This window comes from Enterobacter cloacae complex sp. I1M (assembly GCF_014982425.1).
GTDB lineage: Bacteria > Pseudomonadota > Gammaproteobacteria > Enterobacterales > Enterobacteriaceae > Enterobacter > Enterobacter intestinihominis.
On the sequence record NZ_JADCLG010000019.1, the window covers coordinates 122,192 to 140,959 of the forward strand.

General features: G+C 54.9%; 12 protein-coding genes and 1 tRNA gene. 9 read left to right on the forward strand and 4 right to left on the reverse strand.

Going from position 1 to position 18,768, the window contains the following annotated elements; all coding sequences use genetic code 11:
• Positions 1-191 precede the first annotated feature (191 nt).
• Genes gmk through recG form a run of 5 tightly spaced genes read left to right on the forward strand, consistent with a single transcriptional unit; the run spans position 192 to position 6,058 of the window.
• A complete protein-coding gene (gene gmk, locus INF86_RS11895) occupies positions 192-815 on the forward strand; it encodes a guanylate kinase (protein WP_006177710.1) in 624 nt (207 codons plus the stop codon).
• 54 nt (positions 816-869) lie between these two features.
• Positions 870-1,145: a DNA-directed RNA polymerase subunit omega gene (rpoZ, locus tag INF86_RS11900; RefSeq protein ID WP_000135058.1), complete on the forward strand. Its 276-nt coding sequence runs from the start codon at positions 870-872 to the stop codon at positions 1,143-1,145.
• Positions 1,146-1,164: 19 nt separating this feature from the next.
• A complete protein-coding gene (gene spoT, locus INF86_RS11905; RefSeq protein ID WP_022646616.1) occupies positions 1,165-3,279 on the forward strand; it encodes a bifunctional GTP diphosphokinase/guanosine-3',5'-bis pyrophosphate 3'-pyrophosphohydrolase in 2,115 nt (704 codons plus the stop codon).
• 4 nt (positions 3,280-3,283) lie between these two features.
• Positions 3,284-3,973, forward strand: coding sequence for a tRNA (guanosine(18)-2'-O)-methyltransferase TrmH (trmH, locus tag INF86_RS11910; protein WP_032622047.1), 690 nt, complete (start codon positions 3,284-3,286; stop codon positions 3,971-3,973).
• A gap of 3 nt (positions 3,974-3,976) precedes the next feature.
• Positions 3,977-6,058 carry an ATP-dependent DNA helicase RecG gene (gene recG / locus INF86_RS11915; RefSeq protein WP_193543560.1) on the forward strand — a complete coding sequence of 694 codons (2,082 nt, stop codon included), beginning with the start codon at positions 3,977-3,979 and terminating at the stop codon, positions 6,056-6,058.
• A 3-nt stretch (positions 6,059-6,061) separates the two neighbouring features.
• Here recG and gltS read toward each other — a convergent pair whose 3' ends face one another.
• Positions 6,062-7,264 carry a sodium/glutamate symporter gene (gene gltS / locus INF86_RS11920; protein WP_006812438.1) on the reverse strand — a complete coding sequence of 401 codons (1,203 nt, stop codon included), beginning with the start codon at positions 7,262-7,264 and terminating at the stop codon, positions 6,062-6,064.
• Between the two features lie 225 nt (positions 7,265-7,489).
• Here gltS and xanP point away from each other — a divergent pair, with 225 nt between their 5' ends.
• Together xanP and INF86_RS11930 are read left to right on the forward strand one after the other, a co-directional pair.
• Positions 7,490-8,881 (forward strand): xanthine/proton symporter XanP, encoded by a 1,392-nt coding sequence (gene xanP / locus INF86_RS11925; RefSeq protein WP_015570053.1) that lies wholly within the window; start codon positions 7,490-7,492, stop codon positions 8,879-8,881.
• A gap of 118 nt (positions 8,882-8,999) precedes the next feature.
• Positions 9,000-10,694 carry an AsmA family protein gene (locus INF86_RS11930; protein WP_023305200.1) on the forward strand — a complete coding sequence of 565 codons (1,695 nt, stop codon included), beginning with the start codon at positions 9,000-9,002 and terminating at the stop codon, positions 10,692-10,694.
• 129 nt (positions 10,695-10,823) lie between these two features.
• On the opposite strand, the gene yicI is transcribed toward INF86_RS11930, so the two are convergent.
• A complete protein-coding gene (gene yicI / locus INF86_RS11935; protein WP_193543561.1) occupies positions 10,824-13,142 on the reverse strand; it encodes an alpha-xylosidase in 2,319 nt (772 codons plus the stop codon).
• A 12-nt stretch (positions 13,143-13,154) separates the two neighbouring features.
• Positions 13,155-14,546 carry a glycoside-pentoside-hexuronide family transporter gene (locus INF86_RS11940; RefSeq protein ID WP_015570055.1) on the reverse strand — a complete coding sequence of 464 codons (1,392 nt, stop codon included), beginning with the start codon at positions 14,544-14,546 and terminating at the stop codon, positions 13,155-13,157.
• Between the two features lie 287 nt (positions 14,547-14,833).
• Between INF86_RS11940 and INF86_RS11945 the strand changes: the two genes are divergently transcribed.
• A tRNA-Sec gene (locus INF86_RS11945) sits at positions 14,834-14,928 on the forward strand.
• 162 nt (positions 14,929-15,090) lie between these two features.
• Positions 15,091-16,275, forward strand: coding sequence for an integrase arm-type DNA-binding domain-containing protein (locus INF86_RS11950; protein WP_023305197.1), 1,185 nt, complete (start codon positions 15,091-15,093; stop codon positions 16,273-16,275).
• A 100-nt stretch (positions 16,276-16,375) separates the two neighbouring features.
• On the opposite strand, the gene INF86_RS11955 is transcribed toward INF86_RS11950, so the two are convergent.
• Positions 16,376-18,766, reverse strand: coding sequence for a S8 family peptidase (locus INF86_RS11955; protein WP_023305196.1), 2,391 nt, complete (start codon positions 18,764-18,766; stop codon positions 16,376-16,378).
• Positions 18,767-18,768 lie beyond the last annotated feature (2 nt).

Sequence of the window (18,768 nt, forward strand, 5' to 3'; positions counted from 1 at the left end):
AACGTTACGCTTTACGAGGCGTTATCCAGCGTTTCTTTTTGTTGCTGCAAACCGCAGACAAAACCTGAAAACGGCACGCAAAATTTAATCATCCACGGGAAAAAGTGTGACAAAGGCTACGTCACACAGCGGCGACGTGTATAATAAGCCCGTATGTAGGACTTCTTCGTTAACACATACAAAAGACTCTCATGGCTCAAGGCACGCTTTATATTGTTTCTGCCCCTAGTGGCGCGGGTAAATCCAGCCTTATTCAGGCACTGTTAAAAACCCAACCGTTGTACGATACGCAGGTTTCTGTTTCTCACACCACGCGAGCACCGCGTCCGGGTGAGGTGCACGGTGAACACTATTTCTTTGTGAATCACGACGAATTCAGAGCGATGATTGGCAGAGACGCGTTTCTTGAACACGCAGAAGTATTCGGTAACTACTACGGTACTTCGCGTGAAACCATTGAGCAGGTTCTGGCGACCGGCGTGAACGTGTTCCTGGATATCGACTGGCAGGGCGCGCAGCAAATTCGTAAGAAAATGCCTGATTCGCGCAGTATCTTTATTTTACCGCCATCGAAAGATGAACTGGATCGCCGCCTGCGGGGTCGCGGCCAGGACAGCGAAGAAGTTATCGCGAAGCGTATGGCACAGGCTGTTGCAGAAATGAGCCATTACGCGGAATATGATTACCTTATTGTGAATGATGATTTTGATGCCGCGCTGAGCGATCTCAAAACTATCCTTCGCGCAGAACGTCTGCGTATGAGCCGCCAGAAGCAGCGACATGACGCATTAATCACCAAACTGTTGGCAGACTGAACCCACTTTCAGTATCATGCCCAGTCATTTCTTCACCTGTGGAGCATTTTAAGTATGGCACGCGTAACTGTTCAGGACGCTGTAGAGAAAATTGGTAACCGTTTTGACCTGGTACTGGTCGCCGCGCGTCGCGCTCGTCAGATGCAGGTAGGCGGTAAAGATCCGCTGGTACCGGAAGAAAACGATAAAACCACCGTTATTGCACTTCGCGAAATCGAAGAAGGTCTGATCAACAACCAGATCCTCGACGTGCGTGAGCGCCAGGAGCAGCAAGAGCAGGAAGCCGCAGAACTGCAGGCCGTAACCGCCATTGCTGAAGGTCGTCGTTAATTAAACCTGCGGGTCGCCCTTGTATCTGTTTGAAAGCCTGAATCAACTGATTCAAACCTACCTGCCTGAAGACCAGATTAAGCGTCTTCAGCAGGCGTATCTCGTTGCACGTGACGCTCACGAGGGCCAGACACGTTCAAGCGGTGAACCCTATATCACGCACCCAGTAGCGGTGGCCTGTATTCTGGCCGAGATGAAACTCGACTACGAAACGCTCATGGCCGCCCTGCTGCATGACGTGATTGAAGATACCCCTGCCACCTACCAGGACATGGAACAGCTGTTTGGCAAAAGCGTTGCCGAGCTGGTGGAAGGGGTCTCTAAGCTTGATAAGCTGAAATTCCGCGATAAGAAAGAGGCGCAGGCCGAAAACTTTCGCAAGATGATCATGGCGATGGTGCAGGATATCCGCGTCATTCTCATCAAACTTGCTGACCGCACCCACAATATGCGCACGCTGGGCTCACTTCGCCCGGATAAACGTCGCCGCATCGCCCGTGAAACCCTCGAAATCTACAGTCCGCTGGCGCACCGTTTAGGTATTCATCACATTAAAACCGAGCTGGAAGAGCTGGGTTTTGAAGCGTTATACCCGAACCGCTATCGCGTGATTAAAGAGGTGGTGAAAGCCGCTCGCGGTAACCGTAAAGAGATGATTCAAAAGATCCTCTCTGAAATCGAAGGGCGCTTGCAGGAAGCCGGTATTCCATGCCGCGTCAGCGGTCGCGAAAAGCATTTGTACTCTATTTACTGCAAAATGGTGCTCAAAGAGCAGCGTTTTCACTCGATCATGGATATCTACGCGTTCCGCGTCATCGTCCACGACTCGGACACCTGCTACCGCGTGCTGGGGCAGATGCATAGCCTGTACAAGCCACGTCCGGGGCGCGTCAAAGATTACATCGCCATTCCAAAAGCGAACGGATACCAGTCTTTGCACACCTCGATGATTGGCCCGCACGGCGTTCCGGTTGAGGTGCAAATTCGTACCGAAGACATGGATCAGATGGCGGAAATGGGTGTCGCGGCGCACTGGGCTTATAAAGAGCACGGCGGCGAAAGCAGCACCACCGCGCAAATCCGCGCCCAGCGCTGGATGCAGAGCCTGCTGGAGCTGCAACAGAGTGCAGGTAGCTCGTTTGAATTTATCGAGAGCGTTAAATCCGATCTCTTCCCGGATGAGATTTACGTTTTCACGCCGGAAGGGCGCATTGTCGAACTGCCTGCGGGCGCGACGCCGGTCGACTTCGCTTACGCCGTGCATACCGATATCGGCCATGCCTGCGTGGGTGCCCGCGTCGACAGGCAGCCTTATCCGCTGTCGCAGCCGCTCTTCAGCGGGCAGACTGTCGAAATTATTACCGCGCCGGGCGCACGTCCTAACGCCGCCTGGCTGAACTTTGTCGTGAGCTCAAAAGCGCGCGCAAAAATCCGCCAGCTGCTGAAAAATCTCAAGCGCGACGACTCCGTTAGCCTGGGGCGTCGTCTGCTCAATCACGCGCTGGGTGGCAGCCGCAAACTGGCAGAGATCCCACCAGAAAACATTCAGCATGAGCTGGAGCGTATGAAGCTCGCCTCGCTGGATGACCTGCTGGCAGAGATTGGCCTCGGAAACGCCATGAGCGTGGTCGTGGCGAAGAACCTGCAACAGGGCGAAACGACAGCCGTTCCTGCTAACGCGCAAAATCATGGTCACCTGCCAATCAAAGGCGCTGACGGGGTGCTCATCACCTTCGCCAAATGCTGCCGCCCTATCCCGGGCGACCCGATTATTGCGCACGTCAGCCCGGGTAAAGGGCTGGTGATCCACCACGAATCCTGCCGTAACATCCGTGGCTATCAGAAAGAGCCTGAGAAGTTCATGGCGGTCGAATGGGATAAAGAGACAGCGCAGGAATTTATCACTGAAATCAAGGTGGATATGTTTAACCACCAGGGTGCACTGGCGAACCTGACGGCAGCGATCAACACGGCCTCGTCAAACATTCAGAGCCTGAATACTGAAGAAAAAGATGGCCGCGTTTACAGCGCCTTTATTCGCCTGACCGCCCGTGACCGCGTACATCTGGCCAATATTATGCGCAAGATCCGCGTGATGCCGGATGTCATTAAAGTCACCCGTAACCGAAACTAGCATTATGAATTCAACACGTTACGAGCGAATCTGCGAAATGCTCGCCAGGCGTCAGCCTGATCTGACGGTCTGCATGGAGCAGGTCCATAAACCTCATAACGTCTCTGCTATCGTTCGCACCGCAGATGCCGTCGGCGTGCATGAAGTCCACGCCGTCTGGCCAGGCGCACGTATGCGTACCATGGCCTCCACCGCCGCAGGCAGCAATAGCTGGGTATCCGTGAAAACTCACCAGACTATTGGTGAAGCGGTCTCGCACCTGAAAGGGCGTGGCATGCAGGTTCTGGCAACCAACCTCTCTGCTAAAGCCGTGGATTTCCGTGAGATCGACTACACCCGCCCGACCTGCATTTTAATGGGCCAGGAGAAAACGGGGATCACGCAGGAAGCACTGGATTTGGCTGACCGGGACATCATCATTCCGATGATCGGCATGGTCCAGTCACTCAACGTGTCGGTCGCCTCAGCGCTGATCCTGTATGAAGCGCAGCGCCAGCGTCAGAATGCCGGAATGTACGAGCGCAGCAACAGCATGCTGCCGGAAGAGGAGCAGCAGCGCCTGCTGTTTGAAGGTGGCTATCCGGTGCTGGCTCGCGTTGCGAAGCAGAAGAAATTGCCTTACCCCCACGTCAACGCGCAGGGCGAAATTGAAGCCGATGCCGAGTGGTGGTCCACCATGCAGTACGCAGGGTAAATCATGAAAGGCCGCCTGCTGGACGCCATACCGCTCAACAGCCTGACGGGCGTGGGCGCGGCACAAAGCAGTAAACTGGCGAAGATTGGCCTGCACACCGTGCAGGATCTCCTGCTCCACCTCCCCCTGCGTTACGAAGACCGTACTCAGCTTTATAAAATTGGCGATCTGCTGCCCGCTATTTACGCCACCGTTGAAGGGGAAGTGCTGAACTGCAACATCACCTTTGGCGGACGCAGGATGATGACCTGCCAGATCAGCGACGGCACCGGCATTCTCACCATGCGCTTTTTCAACTTCAATGCGGCGATGAAAAACAGCCTTGCCACTGGACGACGCGTACTTGCGTACGGTGAAGCCAAACGGGGCAAATACGGCGCGGAGATGATCCACCCGGAATACCGCGTGCAGGGCGATCTCAGCTCACCTGAGCTACAGGAGACGCTCACGCCGGTCTATCCAACCACCGAAGGCATTAAGCAGGCCACGCTGCGCAAGCTCACCGACCAGGCGCTGGAGCTGCTTGATACCTGCGCCATTAACGAGCTGCTGCCACCGGAGCTAGCGCAGGGCATGATGAGCCTGTCGGAGGCGTTGCGCACCCTGCACCGTCCGCCGCCGACGCTTCAGCTCATAGACTTAGAAAGCGGTAAACACCCCGCACAACGGCGTCTTATCCTTGAGGAGTTACTGGCTCATAACCTGAGCATGCTGGCACTGCGCGCCGGTGCGCAGCGTTTCCACGCTCAGCCTTTAGGCCAGCGTGATGAACTCAAAGATAAGCTGCTGGCCTCACTCCCGTTTAAACCCACCGGCGCACAGGCGCGGGTTACCGCCGAGATTGAACGCGATATGGCGCTGAATGTGCCGATGATGCGCCTGGTGCAGGGCGACGTGGGTTCCGGGAAAACGCTGGTTGCCGCATTGGCCGCTTTACGCGCTATCGCCCACGGCAAGCAGGTGGCGCTGATGGCGCCGACAGAACTGCTGGCCGAGCAGCACGCCAACAATTTCCGTAACTGGTTCGCCCCACTGGGGATCGAAGTGGGCTGGCTGGCCGGGAAGCAGAAGGGCAAAGCACGTCTTGCGCAGCAGGAAGCTATTGCCAGCGGGCAGGTGCAGATGATTGTCGGCACGCACGCCATTTTCCAGGAACAGGTGCAGTTTAACGGCCTGGCGCTGGTCATTATCGACGAACAGCACCGCTTTGGTGTTCATCAGCGTCTGGCGCTGTGGGAGAAAGGTCTGCAACAGGGCTTCCACCCGCATCAGCTGATCATGACCGCCACGCCGATTCCGCGCACCCTGGCGATGACGGCCTATGCCGATCTGGATACCTCCACCATCGACGAGTTGCCGCCGGGCCGAACGCCGGTGACCACGGTTGCCATACCGGACACGCGGCGCAGCGACATCATTGACCGCGTGCGCAACGCCTGTACGCAGGAAGGGCGTCAGGCGTACTGGGTCTGCACCCTGATTGAAGAGTCTGAGCTGCTGGAAGCGCAGGCTGCCGAAGCCACATGGGAAGAGTTAAAGCTCGCCCTGCCAGAGCTGAACGTCGGTCTGGTTCACGGGCGCATGAAGCCTGCCGAGAAGCAGGCGGTGATGCAGTCGTTCAAACAGGGCGAGCTGCACTTACTCGTTGCGACCACGGTTATCGAAGTGGGCGTGGATGTGCCGAACTCCAGCCTGATGATTATTGAGAACCCGGAGCGTCTGGGCCTGGCGCAGCTCCACCAGCTACGAGGCCGCGTGGGCCGTGGCGCGATCGCCTCTCACTGCGTGCTGCTCTACAAAGCCCCGCTGTCGAAAACCGCGCAGATGCGTTTGCAGGTATTACGCGACAGCAATGACGGCTTCGTCATTGCGCAAAAAGATCTGGAGATCCGCGGCCCGGGTGAACTGCTGGGCACACGTCAGACGGGTAACGCCGAATTTAAAGTGGCGGATTTGCTGCGCGATCAGGCCATGATCCCCGAAGTACAACGCCTTGCGCGTCATATTCATGAACGCTACCCCGAACAGGCGGCAGCGTTAATTGAACGCTGGATGCCGGAAACCGAGCGGTATTCCAACGCCTGACGATCAGCCAAACATTGGCAGCATCAGGTAGAGCTTAATGACCAGCGCGTTGACGATATCAATGAAGAATGCGCCCACCATCGGCACCACCAGAAACGCCATGTGCGACGGGCCGAACCGTTCGGTGATCGCCTGCATATTCGCGATGGCCGTTGGTGTCGCTCCCAGACCAAATCCACAGTGACCCGCAGCCAGTACCGCCGCATCATAGTTTTTGCCCATCATGCGCCAGGTAACAAAGATGGCATACAGCGCCATAAACACGGCCTGTACCGCCAGGATCGCCACCATCGGCAGCGCCAGCGAGGCCAGCTCCCACAGCTTGAGGCTCATCAGCGCCATCGCCAGGAACAGCGACAGGCTGACGTTACCAAGCACGGACACCGCGCGTTCGAAGACGCGGTAGAAGCCCATCTGCGCCAGACCGTTGCTCAGGATCACCCCGATAAACAGCACGCAGACAAAGGTTGGCAGTTCGAAAGCCGTTCCCGCCAGCCATTGCGCAACGATTTTGCCCACGGTGAGGCAGATGGCAATCATGGCGATGGTTTCAATCATCACCAGCGAGGTGATGCTGCGACCAACGTCCGGTTTTTCGAACGCGGTCGGCACCATTTCATCGTCTGGTCTGCCTTCCGGCGTAGTGGAATGTTTCACAAGATAGCGCGCCACCGGGCCGCCAATCAGCCCGCCAAGCACCAGGCCAAAGGTCGCGCAGGCCATAGCCACTTCCGTTGCGTTTTCAAAGCCATAGCGTTCGATGAACAGCTTGCTCCACGCCGCGCCCGTTCCGTGGCCACCTGACAGGGTAATCGACCCCGCCAGCAGACCCATCAGCGGATCCAACCCCAGCAGCGACGCCATACCGATGCCGATGGCGTTTTGCATCAGCAGCAAGCCCACCACGACAATCAGAAACACGCCCAGCACCTTGCCGCCTGAACGCAGGCTTGCGAGGTTAGCGTTCAGGCCGATAGTGGCAAAGAAGGCCAGCATCAACGGATCTTTCAGGGACATATCAAAATCAATTTCCCAGCCCATGCTTTTTTTCAGCACCAGCAGGGCAAGCGCCACCAGCAATCCACCGGCGACAGGTTCAGGAATGGTGTACTTTTTCAGAAAGGAAACACTGTGTACCAGCTTGCGACCAAGCAGAAGAACCAGCGTTGCGGCAACAAGGGTCGACAACGTATCGAGATGAATCATAAAAGGCTCCTGTTATGCGCGTGTTCCATACACACGCGGCGTTATCCTGGGCCGGGTGATGCTCGTCATGAGCCGCCGGCGCGAAAAGTGTAATTTTTTTTTCCTGTTCGTTGTAGAAAACCTGCTCACACCGGCAGATTTTCTCTCTTTTTTTTGCTGGCAATCGTTTGCTTTTACCAGGTGGTCAGCTAAAATGCCCGCTTTTCCACCGTGGGATTGCCGCCGATGTCTGTTAACACTCTGGAGTCTGCTGATGCGCAACCGATTGCGCAGAAGCAAAACAGTGAACTGATTTACCGCCTTGAAGATCGTCCCCCGCTGCCTCAAACCCTGTTTGCCGCCTGCCAGCATCTGCTGGCGATGTTCGTTGCGGTCATCACGCCGGCTCTGCTGATTTGTCAGGCGCTGGGGTTACCGGCGCAGGATACGCAACACATCATCAGTATGTCTCTGTTCGCTTCCGGTGTAGCCTCCATCATTCAAATTAAAGCCTGGGGTCCGGTGGGTTCGGGGTTGCTGTCGATTCAGGGCACCAGCTTTAACTTTGTGGCGCCGCTGATCATGGGCGGTACGGCACTGAAAACCGGCGGCGCAGATGTCCCGACGATGATGGCGGCGCTTTTCGGCACCCTGATGCTGGCAAGCTGCACAGAGATGATCATCTCCCGCGTTCTGCACCTTGCGCGCCGGGTGATCACCCCGCTGGTCTCCGGCGTGGTGGTGATGATTATCGGCCTGTCGCTGATTCAGGTGGGTCTGACCTCCATCGGGGGCGGCTACGCGGCAATGAGCGACCATACCTTCGGCGCGCCGAAAAACCTGCTGCTGGCAGGCGTGGTGCTGGCGATCATTATTCTGCTTAACCGCCAGCGTAACCCGTACCTGCGCGTGGCTTCGCTGGTGATCGCCATGGCGGCCGGTTACCTGCTGGCGTGGGCGCTGGGCATGCTGCCGGAAAACACCACCCCAACCAACAGCGCGTTGATTACCGTGCCAACGCCGCTCTACTACGGCCTGGGCATTGACTGGAGTCTGCTCCTGCCGCTGATGCTGGTCTTTATGATCACCTCGCTGGAAACCATTGGCGATATCACTGCCACCTCCGACGTGTCCGAGCAGCCGGTCTCCGGCCCGCTGTACATGAAACGTCTGAAAGGCGGCGTGCTGGCGAACGGACTGAACTCGTTTGTCTCGGCGGTGTTCAACACATTCCCGAACTCCTGCTTCGGCCAGAACAATGGCGTGATCCAGTTGACCGGCGTGGCCAGCCGCTACGTGGGCTTCGTGGTGGCGCTGATGCTGGTGGTCCTCGGCCTGTTCCCGGCGGTGAGCGGGTTTGTGCAGCACATTCCCGAGCCGGTCCTGGGCGGCGCGACGCTGGTCATGTTCGGTACCATCGCGGCCTCCGGCGTGCGTATCGTCTCCCGCGAGCCGCTGAACCGCCGCGCAATCATGATTATTGCGCTGTCTCTCGCCGTAGGACTTGGCGTCTCCCAGCAGCCGATGATTTTGCAGTTTGCCCCGGACTGGGTGAAAAACCTGCTCTCTTCCGGCATCGCCGCGGGCGGTATTACCGCTATCGTGCTGAATCTCATTTTCCCGCCTGAAAAGAACTGATCCCCACACGGCAGGCTGTCAATGCCTGCCGTGACATCTCTTTACACCATTCCCGCCTTGAGCATTGCGCATAAATCGTGCATAACACCCTTATGTGCGTTTCGCGGGAAGGAAGACCATGAAATTTATTGGAAAGCTGCTTATCTATCTTCTGGTAGCCCTGCTCATTGTAGTGCTCGCCTTTTATTTTCTGCTCCAGACCCGCTGGGGCGCATCGCAGGTCAGTAGCTGGATCACGGTGAATACCGATTACGAGCTCAACTTTGACCTGATGGATCACCACTTTTCATCCCCTTCTCACATCCTTCTGGAAAACGTTACCTTCGGACGAGATGGCAAACCGGCCACGCTGGTCGCTAAAAAAGTGGATATTGGCTTAAGCAGCCGCCAGATCACCGACCCGCTGCATATGGACGCCATCACCCTGTTCGATGGCACGCTGAATTTATCTCCACAGACGGCGCCGCTGCCGTTCCAGGCCGATCGTCTGCAACTGAATAACATGGCCTTTAACAGCCCGAATACGGAGTGGGATCTCAGTGCGCAAAAGGTGACCGGCGGCGTCAGCCCGTGGCAGCCCGAGGCGGGGAACGTACTGGGGAAAAATGCGCAAATCCAGATGAGCGCCGGGTCGCTCACGCTCAACGGCATACCGGCCAACAACGTGCTGATTCAGGGACAACTCAACGGCAAAGAGGTGGTGCTCAATACCATCGGTGCCGATATGGCGCGCGGCTCGCTTACGGGGTCGGCTCAGCGTAATGCCGACGGTGGCTGGGTTATCGACACCCTGCGTCTGAATGAGATTCGCCTGCAAAGCGACAAATCGCTGCTGGATTTCTTCGCCCCTCTCTCCACCCTGCCTTCGTTACAGATTGGGCGGCTGGAAGTGACCGATGCCCGTCTACAGGGGCCAGACTGGGCGGTAACCGACCTTGATCTTAGCCTGCGTAACCTCACCCTGAGTAAAGGGGACTGGCAAAGCCAGGAGGGACGGTTATCCATGAACGCCAGCGAATTTATCTACGGCTCGCTGCATCTTTTTGACCCTATCCTGAACGCGGAATTCTCCCCGCAGGGCATTGCGCTGCGTCAGTTCACTTCCCGCTGGGAAGGGGGCATGGTGCGCACCTCCGGCAACTGGCTGCGCGACGGGAACGCGCTGGTGCTGGACGACGTTGCCATTGCCGGGCTGGAATATACGCTTCCGGAAAACTGGAAAACGCTGTGGATGGATCCGCTTCCGGCATGGCTGAACAGCGTGACGCTGAAAAAATTCGGCCTGAGCCGCAACCTGGTGATCGACATCGATCCGGCGTTCCCATGGCAGATCACCTCCCTCGACGGTTATGGCGCTAATCTGCGTCTGGCGCAAGACCACAAGTGGGGCGTGTGGGGCGGTAACGCAACCCTGAACGGGGCGGCAGCAACCTTTAACCGCGTCGACGTGCGACGCCCGTCGCTGGCGCTGAATGCCAACGCCGCAACGGTAAACATTACCGACCTGAGCGCCTTTACCGAGAAAGGGATCCTGGAAGCGACCGCCACCGTGTCACAGCTGCCACAGCGACAAACCACCGTGAGCCTGAACGGGCGCGGTGTACCACTCAACGTTTTGCAGCAGTGGGGCTGGCCAGCGCTGCCGATTGCGGGCGACGGCAATATTCAGCTCACCGCCAGCGGAAGCGTGCAGGCCAATGCGCCGCTGAAGCCGACGGTGAACGGGAAGCTGAGCGCGGTAAATATGGATAAACAGCAGGTGCAGCAGACGATGACCGGCGGGATGGTGTCGGCGGTGGCTCCGGCACAGTAAAAAGCCGGGTGGCGGCTTCGCCTTACCCGGCCTACGAGATTTTGGTTCCCTCTCCCCGTGGGTGAGGGCATCAGACCGCATAATTACCGTAGGCCCGGTAAGCGAAGCGCCACCGGGCATTTTTCCAGCTCAGAGGTGGATCACCACCTCATCCCCCTCGGCTTTCACCACCACACCCCACTCGCTGCCCGCATGTGAACCGCCTTTCACGCCGCCAACCTTTTGCACGTTGCGCAAGCACACCGACCAGTTTTGCGCATCTCCCGCGCCGGTAAAGGTCACGACGTCGCCCTGACGTGACGCCTTCAGCGTAAACACCAAAGAACCGTCCGCCGCAGGCACTTCGCTTACCGCCGTTGCGCCATCGCTCAAGTTGAAGAGCTGGAAGGCTGTCCCCTCGTGCCACGCATAGTCCGGCTTCTGGTTATTATTGCCGAGCGCCAGCAGCGTGTTGTCGCGCACATAGACCGGCAGGCTCTGGAAATCGTGCTGCTGCTTATGCCAGCGGCTGCCCTCGATTTCATCGTTGTGCCACAGGTGCGTCCAGCGCCCTTCCGGCAGCCAGAACTGCACGTCGCCCGCCTCGGAGAACACCGGCGCCACCATCATCGAATCCCCCAGCATGTACTGGCGGTCGAGGTAATCGCACGCCGGATCGTCCGGGAACTCCAGCATCATCGCCCGCAGCATCGGCGTGCCGAACTCGCGGGCCAGCGCAGCCTGACGATACAGGTACGGCATCAGCTGGCATTTCAGCTGGGTGAAGTGGCGCACCACGTCGCAGGACTCGTCATCGTACGCCCACGGCACGCGGTAGGATTTGCTGCCGTGCAGGCGGCTGTGGCTGGAGAACAGCCCGAAAGCGCACCAGCGCTTATAGACGTGCGCCGGAGCGGTGTTTTCAAACCCGCCGATATCGTGGCTCCAGAATCCGAAGCCGGACAGGCCAATCGACAGCCCGCCGCGCAGGCTTTCCGCCATCGATTCATAGTTGGCGTAGCAGTCGCCGCCCCAGTGCACCGGGAACTGTTGCGCTCCCACGGAGGCAGAACGGGCAAACAGCACCGCCTCTTCTTCTCCCACCGTCTCTTTCAGCACGTTCCACACCAGTTCGTTGTAGATGTAGGCGTAATGGTTGTGCATCTTCTGCGGATCGGAACCGTCAAACCACTGGACGTCCGTCGGGATACGCTCGCCGAAGTCGGTCTTGAAGCAGTCGACGCCGATCTCCACCAGGCCTTTCAGCTTGTCGGCGTACCACCGGCACGCGTCCGGGTTGGTGAAGTCGTAGATCGCCAGCCCCGGCTGCCATTTGTCCCACTGCCACAGGGAGCCGTCCGGGCGCTTGAGCAGGTAGCCCTTCTCTTTCAGCTCACGGAAGATCGGCGATTTCTGGCCGATGTACGGGTTGATCCACACGCAGACCTTCAGCCCTTTCTCTTTCAGGCGGCGGATCATCCCTTCCGGATCGGGGAAGGTCACCGGGTCCCACTCGAAGTCGCACCACTGGAAGGCCTTCATCCAGAAGCAGTCGAAGTGGAACACGTGCAGCGGCAGGTCGCGCTCGGCCATGCCGTCGATAAAGCTGTTAACCGTCGCTTCGTCGTAGTTGGTGGTGAACGAGGTGGTCAGCCACAGGCCGAACGACCACGCAGGCGGCAGCGCCGGATGCCCGGTGAACTGCGTATAGCGGTTTAATACCTCTTTTGGCGTCGGGCCGTCGATCACGAAGTACTCCAGATACTCCCCTTCCACGCTGAACTGCACTTTGGAGACTTTTTCAGAGCCGACTTCAAACGAGACGTTTTCCGGATGATTCACCAGCACGCCGTAGCCGCGGTTGGTCAGGTAGAACGGGATATTTTTGTAGGACTGCTCGGTGCTGGTGCCCCCGTCGCGGTTCCAGGTTTCGACCGTCTGACCGTTGCGCACCAGGGCGGTAAAGCGCTCGCCCAGACCGTAGACCGTTTCCCCCACGCCCAGATCCAGACGTTCAAACACATAGTTGCGATCGGTGTTGGTATCCTGCACGTAGCCGTTGTTTTTCAGCTGGCTGCCGGTAATGCGCTGGCCGTTGCGCAGGAAATCCAGCGCCCAGAACTCGCCTTTGGTGACGCGCACGCTGACGCTGCCGCTTTTCAGCTCGGCAAATTCGGCGTTGTTTTCAATCTCAACTTTTACATCCTTCAGAACGTTCAGCGGATAGTGCGGGCCGTTGTTCAGCGCCCCCTGGAAGTGCTCAATGCGCACCCCGACAATCCCTTCCTGCGGGGCAAACAGGCGCACCGTGAACATCAACGTGTCGAGCTGCCAGGTGCGTTCGCGCACGTCACGCGGCGCGACGTACACCACCAGGTCATTGCCCTGCTGCTCCACGTCGAACACCTGAACCGGATACGTCACGTTAAGGCCCGGTTGGATAAGCCAGTTTCCATCACTGATTTTCATGCTTACGTCCTCTTAGTTCTGCAATTCTTTACTGACCGGCAGGTTTTCAAACTCCTGCTGATTGCGGCGCGCACCCTGCGCCAGCTCGCGCAGGATTTTGGTCAGGAAGGGGGTTTTCAGCGTGTAGTAGCGTTTGGCGATAATGGCGCTCAGCACGTAGCAGATCGCCGGAGCCAGCGTAAACAGACCGATAATGATGCTGATGGTCGCGCTGTTCTGGGTTTTGGCTGCCGCGTCGTAGCCGCCGCCTGCCAGCATCCAGCCGATCATCGCCCCGCCCAGCGCCAGGCCGAGTTTCAGCACAAACAGCGTGCCTGCAAAGCTGATGCCGGTCAGGCGTTTGCCGTTGGTCCATTCGCCGTAGTCGACGGTATCGGACATCATTACCCACTGAATCGGCGTCACCAGCTGATGCAGCACGCCGATAACGAAGATGAAGCCGAACATCAGCACGGTGGCATGCATCGGCACGAAGAACATCGCCACGCTGACCACCGCCAGCGCGGCGTTGGTCCACCAGAAGATGCTGACCTTGCACTTCCAGTCGGTGAGCGGTTTCGCCAGCGCGGAGCCAATCAGGTTGCCGACGCAGTAGGTGGTGAGGAACGCGACGAACACTTCCGGCGAGCCCATGATCCAGGTGCAGTAGTACATCATCGCCCCGCCGCGCACGCAGACGGCGAGAATGTTAAGGATGGTCAGCACGCCGACGATGCGCCACTGGTCGTTTTGCCAGATATCGCGCAGGTCTTCCCGCATGGAGGTGGTGCTTGGCGGCACCTGGATGCGCTCTTTGGTAGTAAAGAAGCAGAACGCCAGCATCAGGAACGCGACCACCGACAGCACGGCGATCCCGCCCTGGAAGCCGAACGCCTTATCGTCGCCGCCGATCAGGTTCACCAGCGGCATCATCAGCACCGTGGAGAGCATGCCGCCCGCCGTCGCCAGCACAAAGCGCCAGGACTGAAGGGAGATACGCTGCGTCGGGTCGTTGGTGATCACCCCGCCCAGCGCGCAGTACGGGATGTTGACCACGGTATAAAGCAGGGTCAGCAGCGTGTAGGTGATAGCGGCGTAAACCATTTTGCCGTTGAGGCTGAGGTCCGGCGTGGTGTAGGCCAGCACGCAGACGATGCCGAACGGAATGGCGCCGAACAAAATCCACGGGCGGAACTTGCCCCAGCGGCTGCGGGTGCGGTCGGCAATCAGCCCCATGCACGGGTCGGAGATCGCATCCAGCGCGCGCGCCAGCAGGAACATGGTGCCGACAAACCCGGCGGGAATACCAAAAATATCGGTGTAGAAAAACATCATATAAAGCATGACGTTATCAAAAATGATATGGCTGGCGGCGTCTCCCATGCCGTAGCCAATCTTCTCTTTTACTGACAGGACTTCGCTCATATTTTTATCCTTCACGCTGTAGGGGGCGCTGAGACCGGTTACCGTTTTTTAAACCATTGTTTCAGGAGCGGGTATTGCGTTTTCTGGTTAAGAGATTACGTTTCTTGTTTTTTGTGATCGGGATAAAAGTTGATGAGCACGAAATGCTAACCTGAGGATTTTCTTAAGAATTAGCTGAAACAGGGGGATTCAGGTCAAAAGAGAGGTGAAAAAAGTGGTGTGGGGTATGTGGTAAATGCCTGAAAGTAGCTATAATGCGCCCCGCCTCCATGTAGCAATGCAGGCGCGGAAGATCGTCATCTCCGGTGAGGTGGCTGGACTTCAAATCCAGTTGGGGGCGCCAGCGTTCCCGGGCAGGTTCGACTCCTGTGATCTTCCGCCAATTAGCCTCTACAGAACTCCACTGTCTCAAGCAAATCCCCTATAATACCCGCAATTAAAGCTGATTATGTTCTCCCGAGGTCTACTGTCTCTACCAGAATCAAGTGCATTCTGGGGGCATAATGGGGGGCATGATTTATAGTCCCATTTTGAGATGCCCCCAATGAAGCTCACAGTTAGACAAATCGACACAGCCAAGCCTAAAGAGAAGCCGTATAAGCTATCTGATGGTGGAGGCCTCTACCTTGAAGTAACTACCAACGGCTCACGTTACTGGCGTTTAAAGTATCGCTACGCAGGTAAAGAAAAGCGTCTTGCTTTCGGCGTTTATCCCGAGGTTTCTCTCGCTCAAGCACGCGAAAAGCGTGATGCTGCGAAAAAGCTGCTGTCTGCTGGAAGCGATCCCGGTGAAGTAAAGAAAGCAGAGAAAATTGCCCAAAAGCTTAACTATGAAAATACCTTCGAAGCTATTGCCCGTGAATGGCATCAGTTGAGAGCGGATCGTTGGTCATTACGCTATCGCGATGAAATTATTGATACCTTTGAAAAGGATATTTTCCCCTACATCGGTAAGCGCCCTATAGCTGAAATTAAGCCCATGGAATTGCTGGAAACCCTTCGTCGTATGGAAAAGCGTGGTGCATTAGAAAAGATGCGCAAAGTCAGACAGCGCTGCGGTGAAGTATTCCGTCATGCGATTGTGACCGGACGCGCTGAATACAATCCAGCACCCGATCTCGCCACAGCCCTCGCAACACCAAAGAAAACACATTTTCCATTCCTGACAGCCGAAGAACTCCCTCACTTTCTTAGGGATCTTGCCGGTTACACCGGTAGCGTTATTACCAAGACTGCGACTCAAATCATCATGCTTACAGGGGTACGAACTCAGGAATTACGTTTTGCCCGCTGGGAGGATATCAATTTTGAAAAGCGGCTTTGGGAGATCCCTGCTGAAGTGATGAAGATGAAACGACCACACATCGTTCCGATGTCGGATCAGGTTGTCGAGCTCTTTGAGTCACTTAAACCTATTACCGGGCTATACCCACTGGTATTCGTCGGACGTAACGATCGAACGAAGCCGATCTCAAAGGAAAGCGTTAATCAGGTTATTGAGTTATTGGGATATAAAGGAAGGCTGACAGGGCATGGTTTCCGCCACACGATGAGTACCATCCTCCATGAAGAAGGTTTTAACTCAGCTTGGATAGAAACGCAGCTAGCACATGTGGATAAGAACGCGATACGTGGGACTTACAACCATGCGCAGTATTTGGAGGGGCGGAGAGAAATGATGCAGAAGTATGCAGATTACGTAGAAAGTTTAGTCTCTCGAGGTGTGTGAAAATTCAGCAGTATAAAGATTCTCAACCCCTATTAGCATTCTTATAATAGAGATTGAGAATCTTTTTTTCCCTCTAGCTTAAAAGCTAAATACTTTATATTTAACTTACCCGAGCCCTGGAACGCTCCTGCTCACGAATTCGTGCCTCAATTTCGGCATAAAGATTAGCTTCAGCGTTTTCTCTGTCCGTTGCAGTAACAACTAATGCATAAGGTTCATGTTGGCTATTAAGTGGGGTGCCCCACTCACGATCATTTCTAGTTACAACCACAAACCACTTTTCATCTGGAGACCGTTGCTTAAAAGTCCAACTAGAGGATTGTACTGTACCATGATCACGTTGTTGTGCAGTAATAGAACGATTGCTTACCGCATCGTCATTCCTAGAATCAGTACCATCTTGTATATCATGATTAAAGTATTGCTGAACATCTTGCAACGAAGAACCTTTAACAAGCCTGTAAGATATTTGCGTTGCTGTATAATCTAATCGCGTTGTCCTGACTGCTGGTGAATACGCTAAAGTAATGTGCAGTTCTCTTACTGCTCGCTGAGTTCTTAAAAAAGATGTAGGTAATGGAAGCTCAAAGAATTGATGAGTATCATCAGAGATTTGCTCTTCACACATCATAACAACTACTTCCTCGGACGAGCGATATAAACCATCTTCCTCAACAATTCCATATCCAACGACATCTCGAATAACACTACGATTTCGGGTTGAAGGTGCAGATTTATAATGTTCTGTAACCTCTTCTGAGAATGTATTCTCCATCTGCGGTGTCAGCGCAGCGTGATTGACAAGCATCGCTCGCAACATATTGGCAGACATATCTGGATATTCATTGAGTAAACGTGCAGCGAGGTGCGTGATATAAGGTGCAGAAAAACTAGTTCCACTTTGTTCTGAGAAAAGTGTACTTCCTTGGAATTGATGGTGGCAGCTTAGCACACCAAGTCCTCTGGCATGTTGTCGCCATTGACCTCCAGCATTACGCATAGGTGCCGCAAAGTTTCCACCGTGCGCAACTATTTCTGGTTTAAATGCACCTTTCACAGAAGGTCCATGCCGTGTGAATGGTGAAGGTTGATATTCACCTGCAGGGCTTAAATGGCTAATTTCATCAGCACGACGTTGAGCGTCAAATGTTGCATTATGCCTTGCATAACTTCCTGCCGTTAGAACATTGAGAGCAGGAGCTGGATCAATAATAACTGAGCTATCGTGGATTAAATAGCTGGGATACTCTGCCCGCCAACTTTCTACTGGAACATCAGGGTCACTGCTACCATTAAAATTACCTGCGGAAACTACGAAAAGAATATTGTGACGCCTCGCCAGCACATCAAGCACATAAGCAATACCTCGGATGTGCTTTCCATCGTAAGGCGCATTTGCATTGCCAAGTGATAAGTTAAAAATACGACATCCTAGACCAACGAAATATTCAACTGCTTCGGTCAAAGTTGTTTCAATCGTAGCAGTATCAAATTCCCCTTGGGCATTAAGAATTTTGCCGTTATATAACCACATTGACGGTTGCCAGAAATTGCTAGCATCGCAAGCCTCAACATCACCATATAGGGCAATACCTGCAACAGCAGTACCATGTCCAAAATGGTCAGATTCATCTTCATTATCCACGAAGCAGGCACTCTCGGCTATTGCACTACGCAATAATGGATGTGCGGTATTAATTCCACTATCAAGGATGCAAACTTTTACGGCATTAGGTAATGGAGATGGGATATATTCGGGGATAAAATTGATATCTTTGTTCAGTTTCTCATAAGAGATTCCACTGACAGGAAGACGATCCACCATTCGAACATCACGGTGCTCAAGCAGTTTTTCAGCTTGCTCTAAATTTACTCTTACTCGGTACATCAGCAAACTATCAAGATTAATTCTATCCAAGCGATGAATCATATTTTCACGGAGCCAGTTTTCAAATTCTCCGCAGATCCGAGCTCGAGAAGGATGTTGTGTCGTTTCTACCGGCCACAGCTCAACATCTAGACCGAAGGAATCTGAATCAGGAAACCCATACTGTTTCACTGACCAGCTTTTGCGATCCTCATTAGTCCAAACATCAACGCTATCCAATGCGGTTAAAATTTGCTGGTAGGTTATATGAGCGTGACCAAGCTGTGAAAGGTGTTCCTCAAAAAGAGCGATTCCTCGTTCATCAGCAAAGGCAATACATATTGTTTTATCTTCTTGACTGACGAACTCTATTCCATGCCTATCCATATGAGCAATATCTAACATCCCGGTATACTGTAATTTCAGCATATACCGACCATCATTATCCCTTCCTGGAATTTGTGGATTAGCTAATTGTGTAATACTTCGTAATTGCTCAGACAAAATGCGTCCATGTAAGCGCAAGTCAGCACGCTGTGTTCTCGGAATTTTGAACTGGCGTGTGCGTCTAGGGTTCTGAAGAGATTCTTTAGCAATACTAAGATGTTGATATTGTTCCGTCATTT

Coding starts and splice junctions, on each gene's coding strand:
- INF86_RS11930 (WP_023305200.1), top strand. CDS start 9,000: ATGAAATTTATTGGAAAGCTGCTTATCTATCTTCTGGTAGCCCTGCTC.
- rpoZ (WP_000135058.1), top strand. CDS start 870: ATGGCACGCGTAACTGTTCAGGACGCTGTAGAGAAAATTGGTAACCGT.
- recG (WP_193543560.1), top strand. CDS start 3,977: ATGAAAGGCCGCCTGCTGGACGCCATACCGCTCAACAGCCTGACGGGC.
- trmH (WP_032622047.1), top strand. CDS start 3,284: ATGAATTCAACACGTTACGAGCGAATCTGCGAAATGCTCGCCAGGCGT.
- INF86_RS11955 (WP_023305196.1), bottom strand. CDS start 18,766: ATGACGGAACAATATCAACATCTTAGTATTGCTAAAGAATCTCTTCAG.
- xanP (WP_015570053.1), top strand. CDS start 7,490: ATGTCTGTTAACACTCTGGAGTCTGCTGATGCGCAACCGATTGCGCAG.
- INF86_RS11940 (WP_015570055.1), bottom strand. CDS start 14,546: ATGAGCGAAGTCCTGTCAGTAAAAGAGAAGATTGGCTACGGCATGGGA.
- gmk (WP_006177710.1), top strand. CDS start 192: ATGGCTCAAGGCACGCTTTATATTGTTTCTGCCCCTAGTGGCGCGGGT.
- yicI (WP_193543561.1), bottom strand. CDS start 13,142: ATGAAAATCAGTGATGGAAACTGGCTTATCCAACCGGGCCTTAACGTG.
- gltS (WP_006812438.1), bottom strand. CDS start 7,264: ATGATTCATCTCGATACGTTGTCGACCCTTGTTGCCGCAACGCTGGTT.
- INF86_RS11950 (WP_023305197.1), top strand. CDS start 15,091: ATGAAGCTCACAGTTAGACAAATCGACACAGCCAAGCCTAAAGAGAAG.